The following is a 12,389-nucleotide window of genomic DNA, read 5'->3' as shown; positions in this document are numbered from 1 at the left end:
AGGCCAGTTATTTATAACGATACAGACGTTGTAACCTCTGGGTTGAGAACGGAATTTTCAATTAGGCCATTAAGGGCAACTTTTAAGTCGCTGCTAAGGCTTGCTGCCGCTTTTTTAGTTGGCCCTGGGTAGTCAGTAGCATTGAGGGGAAAGCCAATTTTGACATGGACCTCGCAGCCTTGTTTAGGAATTGAACATCCGTAGTCAAGGGCTACAGGCAAGATTTTAATAACTGGGCCAGTTTTTTGTTTTTTTTGAGCTTGAATGGCCAGGCGAGCAAACCCAGGCTTGAGGTATTGGACGTAGCGATCCCGCATGACGTCTCCCTCAGGGAAAATGACGAGCACTTGATGGGATTGTAATAAGTCAATCCCATGCCGCAGTGCAGCAATGGAAGGTTGATCTGGATCAATGGGAAATCCACCAAACTGACGAATAAACCACCCCTGAAAACCGTTCATTTCATTGACTGTGACCATGAAGCGGGGGTCTCGGCCAATCACGGGTCGACCAAAAGTATAACCAACCATGATGCCATCCCATCGAGAACGATGCGTAGGTGCAATGACAACAGGTCCTTCTTGAGGAAAATTTTCTAAACCCGAGACTTTGACGCTGCTGAAATAAGCAGGCAAAACAACCGAACGGCCAAAGAAATAGATAAATGAAGTAAAGGGATGCGAAATGGAAGATGTTATGGATGCAATATTTGCTGATGGTGACACAGCAGTATCTCAGGCCAGAATCTAACTAAAAAACGCTAAATACTTAGCAAGAAAACTCATTTGACCACAAAACGGATTTTCTTGGTATTTCATAACTGTATATAGAGATTGTAGGCCTGTGACGATAGGCAAGGACAGTTAAAGAATCGTCACAATTTTTGAAAGCATAAATAACCCCTTTCCTCACAATATCTACATTGCAATGGAAAGGGGAGAGAGATAGCTCAGCTAGGTTAACTAATACCTGAAATTAATTGCGATAAATAGAGATAATCCAGGTACCCACTGGCTTCATTAAACCGACATCTCCAGGGGAGGAAATCCGGCAGTTGAAAAAGTAGGTTCCACCGGATTTAGGATTCCTGACATTTGAAGCGACAACTTCTATGGCAGTATCAGCTGGAATGACTTCCGTAGGAATGATTTCAATGACACCACTATCTGGATCGACAGTGACAGAATCCACAGGAATATTTTTGCCCTTCTTGAGGTTAAACAATCGACTTTTAGGGGCATGGCGAAGTTCAATCTTTTTTTCTTTGAATTTGCCATCAAAGTAGTCTGGATAGGTAATGTTGATTCGATCAATCGCCACACTCTGGCGCTTGATTTTGAGCCGCCATCGATCGCTCAAATGTTTTGGGGTGCCATAGCTCAAAACATAGCCCAACTGCTGTTTTTGGGAAGGGCCATCACCCCATACAAAACTAAATCCAGGGTTTGTTTGTGCCTCACTGATTAAAGGAACTCCAACTGCTAGAGAACCTGCACAAAGGGCGATACTGGCGAAACGCCTAATGGAGTTTTTTAGGTTTGACATGGGTAGTTTAAACCAAGACTTGAGGGTGAACAAAAAGAAGACTAGTAAATAATACTTAACAAAATCTTGTCTTTTAGCATATCGTAACAGCCAACATCATGTGACTTGGTTGAAATTGTGACAATTTAAGAGCTGGGTTAATGCAGGGGCGATACACAAGTAGTATTGCAGCCTGGATGTAAAACTGAAGACGTAGAGAATTGATCTAAAGTGCCCAAGGCAGCCCAAAGCTATGTCCAATGTTGATCAACGACAATACGCTGCTGCTTTCCAGCGCAACTGTCAGCCCATCTTGACCGTTCTTAAACAAGAGTTACCCCAACAAGGGATTGTTCTAGAAATTGCGAGTGGAACAGGGGAACATGCTGCTTTTTTTGCCTCACAGTTGCCCCATCTAGGATGGTTGCCTAGCGATCAGACTCATCCCCAACTCACCAGTATTTCGGCTTGGCGACACCAAACTGATGCTGCCAATCTTTATCAGCCGATTGCCGTAGACATCTGCCAACCCAATTGGTCTGAGATAGTCGTCCAGGCGTTGGATCACTATGGGTTAGAGCGGTCTGAGATAGTAGCCATCATCAATATCAATATGATTCATATTGCTCCTTGGCAAGCCACAGAGGGATTAATGGCAGGATCTGCTCGCCTCCTTTCTCCCCAAGGACTGTTGTATCTCTATGGACCATTTATCCAAGCAGACCAGCCTACAGCTCCCAGCAATCTAGCCTTTGATCAGTCTCTGAGAAACCGTAATCCCAAGTGGGGGATTCGGACACTGGAAGAGGTCAACCATCTTGCAGCTCAAAATGGTCTGAGCCTGAAAAAAACTGTGGCAATGCCCGCCAATAATTTATCGGTGATTTGGCAACCGCCTGCCTCAACATCTTTATCTAAACAACCCATCGGGCAAGATAAAGACTAGACAGACTAGGTGGGGGTGTAGCCTGCAGCGGAAATCGCCTGCCGAATTTCTGCATCTGAATGCTGGGATGTTACTTGAACTTGCTTATTATCCAGGTTAGTTTTAATCGTAGCTTGTGTATCTAACGCTGCGATCGCAGCTTCGATTCTCTCAACGCAAGCCCCACAGGCCATATCAGAAATAGTCAGCTGAATCATCTATCTAGACTCCAACTTGAGATTGAACGATGAGCAGATGTTAGGCACTCCTCATCATTCAAATCCTACGTGAGTTAAGCGGCTTTGTGTCGTTTCGGCAAGGCACGAATCTGCTCCACTTCTGCAACAGCCGTAAGAGGCTGCCATTGACAAACGAGCTGCCCATCAACAAGGGTCCACTCTGCCTGAACTTGAGGTTGCTCTGGGTCTTCCTGAAAACGGGCGCGTTGCATCCACATAGTCTGCTCCCTGACATTTGTGATTACTGAACTTAGTTTCCAGTCAACATAGTCATAATTCAGTGATCTCAGATCATGAGGAGAGTGATGCGGATCACGCAAGTTGAATCATTGGAGCAGAGGCCTATACTAAGCCATTGGCATGGCTGCATAGTCAATTAATTCCAACACTTTCTGTCGGAGCGTATTCAAGCCCAAACGTTCCTGTGCCGAAATAAAGACCGCCTGTGGAAACTGATCTCGGGCCAGGGCCAGGGCTTCACTACTAACTTGATCCATTTTGTTAAAGGCAATCACTCCTGGCCCCGGTGTAATGGGCATGGTTGCTAGCAGATCTATCACCGAACGCAGATGATTTTCCCAATCGGGATGGGACAGATCAACGACATGCAGTAAAGCATCGGCATCCGTCACCTCTTCCAAAGTCGCTCGAAAAGCATCCATCAACGGTGGAGGTAGATTATGGATAAATCCCACAGTATCCGTTAAGACCAGACTGCGAATCTGGTGAGTTTCAGGATCTGGAATGCTGAGGCGACGGGTCGTGGGATCTAAGGTGGCGAACAGCTGATCTGCTGTATAGGCTTCGGCATTGGTCAACACGTTCAGTAAGGTCGATTTACCTGCATTGGTATAGCCCACCACCGCCACCGAGGGTACCCGCTGATGCTGACGACGTTGACGCAGACGAGAGCGATGGGCCTGTAACTGATTAACTGCCTGTTGCAACGTATTGATTCGGCGCTGAATCGCTCGGCGTTCCGTTTCTAGCTTGGTTTCTCCCGGTCCTCGGGTACCAATTCCGCCTCCCAGGCGAGACATGGCCTGCCCTCGCCCCGCCAATCGAGGCAGCATATACTCCAACTGCGCAAGTTCCACCTGCAATTTTCCAGCCTGGGACTGAGCCCGCTGAGCAAAAATATCTAAAATAACTTCAGTACGATCGACGACACGAATGCCAATTTGGGTCTCTAGATTGCGCACCTGGGAAGGAGAGAGATCCCGATTGAAGACAATCAGGGTTATACCTAAAGTCTGGGCCCTGAGAGCTATTTCCTTGACTTTACCTGCACCCACTACGGTTTGAGGATGGGGATGCGATCGCTTCTGGTGAATCGTCTCTACCACCACGCCTCCAGCACTTTCGACCAATAGTGCTACTTCTGCCAAATTCGCCTTCATCTCTTGCTGAGAGATATTTTGAGGCGTGACCCCAACCATCAAAACCTGTTCAGATGTTGCTGATGAATCGGAGGAACCTGTGGGAAGAGACCGCCCAAACTCAGACTCTAAGGCTTCAACCAGATCCATCAAATCCTGTTGAGCCAGTTGTTCAAGACTCAAGGGAGAAGAAATGGTCCAAGGAGTCGTTGGATCGGGAACCAAATGGGCAAGGTAGGTCGATCTCACATATCCCGTAGCCCCACCGCCTCGACGCTCAAAGCCCGATCCAGTCATCGTGAGCACCGCCAACGCATCTAAGCGCTGTAAGGCCATCGCTGTTAACGCAGATTCCTTGGGAACATCTTGCTTGAGAGTCGTAGCGACACAGCGTATACCACTCAAGCGGTCTGCACCATATCGAGGCAATTCTAAGGGGGGGATTTGGGTTTGACGGGGCGACCCGACCCCCACCCGAATCACCTGGCCACGACGGTTGAGATAAGTGCTAATGGGTTGATGAATATCCGTACTGATGGCAGCCAATCGCTGGGCAAAGTCAGACGTCGTGATCCGATCACTTGGAAGCCGCTGGTGGTAGAGGCGCCGCAGCTGCTTGATTTGACTAGACTTTAAGCCTTTGAGATTGCCGTAAATCGTTTCGATAAGCCCTACCTGCCTTGCGAAAGCAAGGCGACATCATTGCTCCTCAATTGTAGAGTTGCCGAAAAAAAACTGGCAATGGCCGTCAACGATCCTTAATGAGGATTATTTTTTCTGGGACTTAAAGTAGGCTTCTAGAACTTTTAAGGCAATGGGACCCGCTGTAGATCCGCCGCCCCCGCCTGTATTTTCGCCAAATGCAACCACCACAATTTCTGGGTTATTAAAGGGAGCATAGGCTCCAAACCAGGTGTGAGATGAGCGAGGTGGATCTTCAGCGGTCCCACTTTTACCTGCAGCAGGAGGGATACTAGGCACATTCAACGCCTGTCCTGTACCGCTGGTGACCACTGCTCGTAAACCCGATCTGATGATGTTTAAAGTCTTAGGTTGTAAATTCAGCGAGGTCTGCCATTTGTCATCGGGTTGATCGGACTGAAATAAGTGAGGTTTGACTTTATATCCCCCATTAGCAATGGCAGCAAAAATGAGGGAGACCTGGAGGGGACTGAGTTGCACAGCACCTTGACCGATGGAGACCATCACGGTATCGGCTGGATACCAGGCGTCTTTAAACACCTCTTTTTTCCAAGCCGGATCCGGGATAAACCCAGAAGATTCTCCTGGGATATCAATGCCAGTTTTCTCACCAACCCCTAAACGTTTAGCCCATTCAATCAAAATTTTGGGACTGGTCCCTACTCCTACGCGACCAAAAAAGGTATTGCTACTCCACTGCAGTGCCGTTTGGAAACCGATGACGCCAAATCCTGCTCCATTCCAATCCCCCACACCATGCACGGATGCTGAGGTTGCCACTAGAGCATTAGGTGAATATTTTCCGGATTCTATCCCTGCGATCGCAGTTGCGATCTTGAAGGTACTGGCAGGTGGAAAGGCCTGCATAGCCCGATTAACAAAGGGGAATTTGCGGTTTTGTAGTTCTTGCCATTGCTTTTCGGTGACACGCTTGGCAAACCAGTTGGGATTAAATCCCGGATAGCTCACCATGGCAATAATGGAGCCATTCTTAGGGTTGATGGCAACCACAGCGCCTTGCCGTTTCCCTAAGGCTTTTTCTGCTGCCTTTTGCACATCTAGATCCAGGGTGAGCTTCACATCCTCCCCAGCGATGGGCAATTTTTGGCCCAGAATTTGGACAATCCGGCCAGCACCATCTACCTCAATTTGGTTACCGCCCCAGGTTCCCCGTAACTTTTGTTCGTAGGAGGATTCAATCCCTAATTGACCCACCACATCTCCTAGGCGGTACGGCTGGTCCTGTTTGCGGGCTAGTTCTTCTTCGTTAATCTCACCGATATAGCCAATCACCTGGGAAGCCAATTCACCATGCGGGTAGTAGCGAATGGCTTCCTTGTCGATTTCGACCCCCACAATATCGCTCATCCGCTCGGACAACGCTACCACTTGCGGAAAGCTCAGTCCTTGAGCAACACGGACTAAGGAGGTGGAGTTATGGCCTTCTACTTCAACTCGTTCTTGAATCTCCGTTTCTGGAATTTTGAGAATAGAAGATAGAACATCTACCGTTTGAGACCACTTCTCATCTTTTTGAGCAATCGGCCAGACGAAGACGGAATAGGTATAGGTGCTGTTCGCGAGAATCCGACCTTTGCGGTCTAATATTTTTCCCCGTTCAGGGCGCTTGGGAATCAAACGAACCCGATTTTCCTCCGCTCGCTGCAGATTCAGAGACCCTTCCGTAATTTGTAAAAAACTGAGACGAGGAACAATGGCTCCAAACAATAAAAGACTGATGAAGCCACCAAAAACAAACTTACGAGGCCCCGATCCGACGTTGCGCTGAGAACGCTGACGTCGTGGTAAAGAAAAGGATTGGTTAGAAAGCGACATTGATCCTGCAGGATAGGGCATACTCGCATCAACCGCATTGAATCGGTAAGAAGCGCCTAATCTTCAAAAAAAGCTCTAGCTAAGGCTACCGCGACATTCTAGCCCATTAAACCCCAGAAGCGTACAGCGACTCTTTCCGTCAACATGCTATTTTCTATCCTAAGTGTTAAGCTTACGAACGTCCAAGCAGGCCATACCAGTGCAGCCCCATCAAGAACGGTAATGCATGACTCTGCTGGATCGCCTATGGACTCGTACAGCCTCGGTGTGGAGTGTATTGTCCAATGTCTTTTATATCTGAATTTAAACATAAAAGCGTCACTAAAAGCGATCGCATCATTCAACCTGACAAATTGGCGCGAAAAGTGGCAGATGCAGCGAAAGATATCAACTTATTTGGGACCGATGGGATTCGGGGCCAAGTCGGGCAGCACCTAACTCCTCAGTTAGCACTCCAGGTTGGATTTTGTGCAGGATTAGAGTTGGGAAAAAGCTCCGCTCCTCATCAGCCATTTATTTTGGGACAAGACTCTCGCAATTCCAGCGATATGCTGGCCATGGCTCTCTCTGCAGGTCTGACCGCAGCGGGTTTGGATGTTTGGTACTTAGGTTTATGCCCAACCCCCACCGTTGCTTACTTAACCCATCAAACCGATGCAGTCGGAGGGGTAATGGTTTCTGCTAGCCATAATCCACCTGCAGATAACGGCATTAAATTTTTTCAAACGGATGGTACCAAGCTACCTCCATCCGTTCAAAGCAATATTGAAAGACGTATTAAAGCCTCTAGTCCATCACCAACCAGTGCTGCATGGGGACGTCACTATTACCGACCTGAACTTGCACAAGCTTATACGGATGCGATTCAAGGTCCACTTCAGTCTCAAGTAAGTTTTCAAGGATTAAAAGTTGTCTTAGATTTAGCCTGGGGGGCTGCCACTCAGCTCGCTCCCAAGGTCTTTCAAGCTTTAGGTGCAGAGGTCATTTGTCTGCACGATCAGCCTGATGGTGATCGAATCAATGTCAATTGTGGTTCAACTCATTTAGAACCTTTGAAAGCCGCCGTTGACTTGCATGATGCCGATGTAGGATTTGCCTTTGATGGTGATGCCGATCGCGTGTTGGCGATTGACTGCCAGGGCCGAACGGTAGATGGCGACTATATTCTTTACCTTTGGGGTAAGGCACTGCAGGAGCAAAAACAGCTGCCCAATGATCTGATTGTGGCAACCGTGATGTCCAACCTAGGGTTTGAACTCGCTTGGCAACAGCAAGGGGGAACCTTAATTCGTGCAGATGTCGGCGACCAAAATGTCCATGCCGAGATGCTGAATCATGGCTCCATGCTAGGGGGCGAACAGTCCGGTCATATTTTGTGCCCTCACTATGGTGTCAGTGGCGATGGTCTGTTAACAGCCTTGCATCTAGCAACGATTATTTGCCAAAACAAAACGCGTCTATCTTGCTTGGTGGATGATAGCTTTCAAACTTACCCCCAGATCCTCAAAAATGTGCGGGTAGAAGATAGGGATCGCAGGCGGAATTGGCAGGAGTGCCAACCACTCCAAACCCTGATTGATCAAGCCACAGATGATATGGGTGATCAAGGTCGAATTTTAGTCCGAGCCTCCGGCACAGAACCCCTGATTCGCGTCATGGTGGAAGCCCGTGATATGGGAATGGTCACCCATTGGACGGACCGATTAGTCGGCGCAGTTGAAACTCATCTAGCCTAGACTATGGCCTAAAGCATCACCAGTTCGCCATTGACTTCTAGGCGTTTATAGTTGCTCAGGCATAAATAGCGGTCGGCCAAGGTATCGGCATGACTCGGTTCCAGCCAGCCTAGTTCTCGTAGCAAATGGATGGCGACGGCATATTTGGCACGCTTAGCACCATCCTTGACTTTGATGGCCAAGCCCAAGCCTTCACCGATGCGGCCCACACATTGCACACCTTCAGCCCCAGACTTACTCACCAATTCTCCAGCGGATAAGGTCATTAAGTCCGTATCAAATTGACCTTGCCCTGCCACCAAAGTAGGGTGATGAATCATTGCCCGCATGACCCGCTCAATATTTAAATTATTGCCAGCACTGAGATGGGCGTAGAGGGTTGCGATTTGCTCTAACTGCATATAGTAAGTCGGCACACCGCAGTCATCATGGGTTCGCATAAATTCTGCCGCTGGCATTTTCAACAATTCAGCCATTTGGTTGAGAATCAGTTGCTGAACCTGATGCCGGGCATCCATATAGGTGTGTAACGGCCACTGGCATTGCTGGCAAACAGCCAACATACCTGCATGTTTGCCCGAACAATTATGTTCTAAGGGGCTCTCTAGATCCTGGGGAATTGGACATTGCAATGCCGTCGGATCGATATCACAATGCCAGAGAATATTGAAGACTTGTCGAACTTGCTCAACGGTATGGTGGTGGGACCCACACATGACTGCGAGATCCCGATCGTTGAGATCGAAATGCTCCATTGCTCCACTCGTCACCACCGACAGAGCCTGTACAGGTTTTAAGGCGGAGCGAATAAAGCAAGAGGTATCTGTCTGCCCAGCAATAGAGAGCATTCTGCCCCTAGCATCACAGACAACAGCTTCAGCTTGGTGCTTGGATTCAATAATCCCTTCCCGCAGTAGATGGATCTCAAGTGCAGGGCTATGATTGCGTTTTCCCATGGTCATGCGTAAGACTCTAGCATCAGATGCCTATTGGGTAAATATATTTGTAACTGGGGGGGTTAAGCGTGGGAAAGGATCAGCCACCAAAGGCTAAATTCTCCTGCCAAAGTAAGGCCTAGTCGTAAGAGACTTCGACGCAAACGCTCTAGGATGGGCTGGACTTCATAGGTGCCAATTAACCGTTCTCGATCCAGCACATCTGCAGGCTTGGTCCAATATTGACCGTCGTACCAGCCAGTTTCTTCATAAAAGATTTTTTCGCGCAGGAGGCGATCGCAAACATAAGACCATCCCAGATAGAGCCGTAAGACCAGCAATATGAGTAAGCCTGTGGCGACAACCGTAAGGGTCAAAACAAACTGGCTCAGGGACTCGGCTAAGGCAAAGCTACTCGCAGCAAAGGGAGCCGCCATAACACTCGCAATACTGCCTAACTGAAAACCTCTGTTGAGATATGCTGAGTCTTCTAAAGTTGCCCATCGAAAAAAACAGGATTCTTGTAGACTTTGGTACTCATTAAGAGGCTGCTGCTCAAGGGGTACAGGGCAATTAGAAATGGGAGCGTTCATCATTCACTCAACTCAAATGGGGGAAGTGTGAACCTGAGACCACTAAAATCTATATCTCGCTAAGGATCCATCCTTCAAGTCACCTATTCATCCTAGATCAACTTCCTAGAGAAACTCACAAGAGCTATCCAGAGCTTGCAAACATGGGCAAATACGATAGGCTGCCCATGCCTCTTATGGGGAATGAGAAGTTAGCCTAATCATTTCAACACTCGAGGGGATTGAAGTGATTAGAAGATTGATACCAACTTTACTAACTGAAATATTAGGTGTAAAAACACAAAAAATAGGTGCAATGTGAAATTCAGATCTCTATACCTACTTTGGTTAGTTTCCCATTAGGCTGCAGGCTTGAGCATGGCTAAACTGCTGTACAGGTGGAAGGCCTGATCCCATTTGCTATCTTCTCGGCGTAATAAATTGATGTAGGACTCAAACGCACCCAATAGCTCAAGCTGTTCAACCGCAGTATCGGCAAAAGAGGTGAAGTCTGCCCAAGTGTTTGCATGGGGCAAGTTTTGGGTCAGCAAGGTGGTCAAGCCACGCCAATTAGCCCAAGATGTTTCCTGATCCACTTCTGTGAGTTTGATGCCTTGATTGAATTGATAGGCCGCATCATAGAATCGCAAAATACAGCCTTTGTTAGGCAAGTGCAGATCGCAGAATTGGGCATGATCCTGCGTCTTTTCTTTGCGCTGTAGTTTACCTCGAGGATCTCGATCCACGACTTTTTCAAAAATAGGGACTAAGCCTTCAACCCGTTGGGTCACATCAGACCATTGAAATCGGAGTGAACTCGTTTGTTGAGAGTGGTGATCTGAAACCCATACTTCAGGTGAAGGTTGTGCAGCTTCAAAATAGCAAACCTGACGAACTTTAAGCTGTTGCACCTGGGCCATGGTGACCGCGAAATTAGGAATTCCTGCTGCTTGCAAGTCTTGGCCATACATCTGTAGCTCTCCAATCGGGCCAATCCGATAGAGACGCCACCCTCGACTAGGGATTAGCATACGGGCTGTATAGGGTTCAACCTGCATGATTTTGGCAAATTTAAGGGCTGCCTCGGTTTTGGCATCAGCCGGTAAGGCTTCTAAAATCAATGCCCCTGTTTGGGTTTGTTCTGGATTGACTGTGGCTTGGCTCAGTTTTTCCTGCCGAACAGCCTGAGCATGATCTTGCAGTTGTTTGAGGCCTTCACGAGCCGCTCGGGCAATTTTGGGGCCGTAATCTTCCTGTAGTAAAGCGCGGAAGGTATGCTCTGCCTGTTCATGGTCAGATTGAGCCGCTTGCAATTGCCCCAAATAGAGCTTGCCCCATGGATCGCTCGTAGGCATGGCTTGAATCAGTTGAGACGCCATCTGATAATCTTGACGATCCAACGCTATAGCGATGTCTTGGTGCATACTTTTCCCCCTGGGTACGCAGTGTGTAGTTCTATTTGTGCGATCGCAATGGATACCGCCATATAATTTGCGGTGACCGCTCTTAAGGTTCTTTGGCCTAAAGATACCGCCTGGCATCCAGCCATTTGGGCCTGCTGCGTTTCGGTATGGGTCCATCCACCTTCGGGACCTACCATAACAGCGATACCCGTTTGATTCTCCCTCCCTAAAGTTTGGCTGAGACAGTGCAAGAAATTAGGTGCTGATGGCTCAATGGTACAAATATATCGTTGCCAGCCATCATTATTATCTTGCGTAACCCCTTCCTGAAAGGAGACCGGATCCAACACTTTAGGAATGATCTGTCGATGGGACTGCTCTGCTGCTTCTGTGGCAATTCGCCGCCAACGTTGAATCCGATTAGGGCTCGGTTTCAGCAGAGTTCGCTGACTGATGAGGGGCACAATGTGGCTGACGCCCAATTCCGTCACACTTCGAACCACTTGGTCAAAATGATTGCCTTTTGGAGGGGCCGCCAATAGCATCATTGGCATCGCCAACTCAGTCTGTTCACTTAAAGCTTTCAGCATCATTGCTTCTGTAGCATTGGGTAGCAACTCAGCCAACCACAGTTGTCCCTGTCCATTCATGGCAATAAAGCGATCGCCATGACCAAGCCGCAACACATCGTAAAGATAATGTTGTTGATCACCCGTCAAATGAATCTGATGATCTTGGAGTTGTTCAGGGGCTATTGCTAACCGCTGTAATTGGGCCGCGCTATGGTCCACAAGTTTAGGTTTGCCTAAGATATGAGAGATATCGCTATGGCAGCTATCGCTACGGGTATATAAAAACTATTAAACCCAAAAAAAGGGAGGTAGCGATCTTGCTCAATCCCAACACTGACATTCTAGTCAACTCAAAGCTACAAATTTCTAAGTCAGAACAAGGGGACCAACAGCCTTAAGAATGAAAAGATCTGGAGTCGCTCGTACATTCAGCAAAGTCCCGACAAAAAGCCATGTGGGACCTCAAGAGTTGTGCTATTTTGTAAAAGCTGTATAACACTTCACACATCTGGGAATTCGGGTGTTTCTCGTCAGCAATTGCTAGCTAGAAATGCACTCAGATGGAG

Annotated in this window: 12 protein-coding genes; 2 read left to right on the top strand and 10 right to left on the bottom strand. The window is 47.9% G+C overall.

Annotation, left to right across the window (positions count from 1 at the left end; translation table 11 throughout):
* Positions 1-11: 11 nt before the first annotated feature.
* Together I1H34_RS01630 and I1H34_RS01625 are read right to left on the bottom strand one after the other, a co-directional pair.
* Positions 12-725 (bottom strand): lysophospholipid acyltransferase family protein, encoded by a 714-nt coding sequence (locus tag I1H34_RS01630; protein ID WP_212664042.1) that lies wholly within the window; start codon positions 723-725, stop codon positions 12-14.
* Positions 726-975: 250 nt separating this feature from the next.
* Positions 976-1,545 carry a DUF2808 domain-containing protein gene (locus I1H34_RS01625; RefSeq protein ID WP_212664041.1) on the bottom strand — a complete coding sequence of 190 codons (570 nt, stop codon included), beginning with the start codon at positions 1,543-1,545 and terminating at the stop codon, positions 976-978.
* Positions 1,546-1,777: 232 nt separating this feature from the next.
* Between I1H34_RS01625 and I1H34_RS01620 the strand changes: the two genes are divergently transcribed.
* Positions 1,778-2,470, top strand: a complete 693-nt coding sequence (locus I1H34_RS01620) for a DUF938 domain-containing protein (RefSeq protein WP_212664040.1) — start codon at positions 1,778-1,780, stop codon at positions 2,468-2,470.
* 5 nt (positions 2,471-2,475) lie between these two features.
* Here the strand turns inward: I1H34_RS01620 and I1H34_RS01615 are convergent, their stop codons facing one another.
* From I1H34_RS01615 to mrdA, 4 genes are all read right to left on the bottom strand, one after another.
* Positions 2,476-2,667: a heavy-metal-associated domain-containing protein gene (locus I1H34_RS01615; protein WP_212664039.1), complete on the bottom strand. Its 192-nt coding sequence runs from the start codon at positions 2,665-2,667 to the stop codon at positions 2,476-2,478.
* 74 nt (positions 2,668-2,741) lie between these two features.
* Entirely contained in the window at positions 2,742-2,906 is a 165-nt protein-coding gene (locus tag I1H34_RS01610; protein ID WP_212664038.1) for a hypothetical protein, read from the bottom strand.
* 129 nt (positions 2,907-3,035) lie between these two features.
* The gene (hflX, locus tag I1H34_RS01605; RefSeq protein ID WP_212666092.1) at positions 3,036-4,733 is read right to left on the bottom strand and encodes a GTPase HflX; all 1,698 of its coding nucleotides are present in this window, start codon (positions 4,731-4,733) and stop codon (positions 3,036-3,038) included.
* Between the two features lie 102 nt (positions 4,734-4,835).
* Positions 4,836-6,605, bottom strand: coding sequence for a penicillin-binding protein 2 (mrdA, locus tag I1H34_RS01600; protein ID WP_212664037.1), 1,770 nt, complete (start codon positions 6,603-6,605; stop codon positions 4,836-4,838).
* 284 nt (positions 6,606-6,889) lie between these two features.
* On the opposite strand from mrdA, the gene glmM reads away from it, so the two are divergent.
* A complete protein-coding gene (gene glmM, locus I1H34_RS01595; protein ID WP_212664036.1) occupies positions 6,890-8,341 on the top strand; it encodes a phosphoglucosamine mutase in 1,452 nt (483 codons plus the stop codon).
* An 8-nt stretch (positions 8,342-8,349) separates the two neighbouring features.
* On the opposite strand, the gene I1H34_RS01590 is transcribed toward glmM, so the two are convergent.
* The 4 genes from I1H34_RS01590 to I1H34_RS01575 form a co-directional block, all read right to left on the bottom strand.
* Positions 8,350-9,303 (bottom strand): asparaginase, encoded by a 954-nt coding sequence (locus I1H34_RS01590; RefSeq protein WP_212664035.1) that lies wholly within the window; start codon positions 9,301-9,303, stop codon positions 8,350-8,352.
* A 56-nt stretch (positions 9,304-9,359) separates the two neighbouring features.
* A complete protein-coding gene (locus I1H34_RS01585) occupies positions 9,360-9,872 on the bottom strand; it encodes a CGLD27 family protein (RefSeq protein WP_249369703.1) in 513 nt (170 codons plus the stop codon).
* 335 nt (positions 9,873-10,207) lie between these two features.
* On the bottom strand, positions 10,208-11,272 hold the full coding sequence (locus tag I1H34_RS01580) for a hypothetical protein (RefSeq protein ID WP_212664034.1): 1,065 nt from the start codon (positions 11,270-11,272) through the stop codon (positions 10,208-10,210).
* Positions 11,251-12,042, bottom strand: coding sequence for a 16S rRNA (uracil(1498)-N(3))-methyltransferase (locus I1H34_RS01575; protein WP_212664033.1), 792 nt, complete (start codon positions 12,040-12,042; stop codon positions 11,251-11,253). The genes I1H34_RS01580 and I1H34_RS01575 overlap by 22 nt, the downstream gene beginning before the upstream one ends.
* Between the last annotated feature and the right edge of the window lie 347 nt (positions 12,043-12,389).

Origin of the sequence: Acaryochloris marina S15 (genome assembly GCF_018336915.1) — a bacterium.
GTDB lineage: Bacteria > Cyanobacteriota > Cyanobacteriia > Thermosynechococcales > Thermosynechococcaceae > Acaryochloris > Acaryochloris marina_A.
This window is presented reverse-complemented; position numbering and strand designations above follow the sequence as displayed.

Coding starts and splice junctions, on each gene's coding strand:
- I1H34_RS01585 (WP_249369703.1), bottom strand. CDS start 9,872: ATGATGAACGCTCCCATTTCTAATTGCCCTGTACCCCTTGAGCAGCAG.
- glmM (WP_212664036.1), top strand. CDS start 6,890: ATGTCTTTTATATCTGAATTTAAACATAAAAGCGTCACTAAAAGCGAT.
- I1H34_RS01615 (WP_212664039.1), bottom strand. CDS start 2,667: ATGATTCAGCTGACTATTTCTGATATGGCCTGTGGGGCTTGCGTTGAG.
- mrdA (WP_212664037.1), bottom strand. CDS start 6,605: ATGTCGCTTTCTAACCAATCCTTTTCTTTACCACGACGTCAGCGTTCT.
- I1H34_RS01580 (WP_212664034.1), bottom strand. CDS start 11,272: ATGCACCAAGACATCGCTATAGCGTTGGATCGTCAAGATTATCAGATG.
- I1H34_RS01625 (WP_212664041.1), bottom strand. CDS start 1,545: ATGTCAAACCTAAAAAACTCCATTAGGCGTTTCGCCAGTATCGCCCTT.
- I1H34_RS01590 (WP_212664035.1), bottom strand. CDS start 9,303: ATGACCATGGGAAAACGCAATCATAGCCCTGCACTTGAGATCCATCTA.
- I1H34_RS01620 (WP_212664040.1), top strand. CDS start 1,778: ATGTCCAATGTTGATCAACGACAATACGCTGCTGCTTTCCAGCGCAAC.
- I1H34_RS01610 (WP_212664038.1), bottom strand. CDS start 2,906: ATGTGGATGCAACGCGCCCGTTTTCAGGAAGACCCAGAGCAACCTCAA.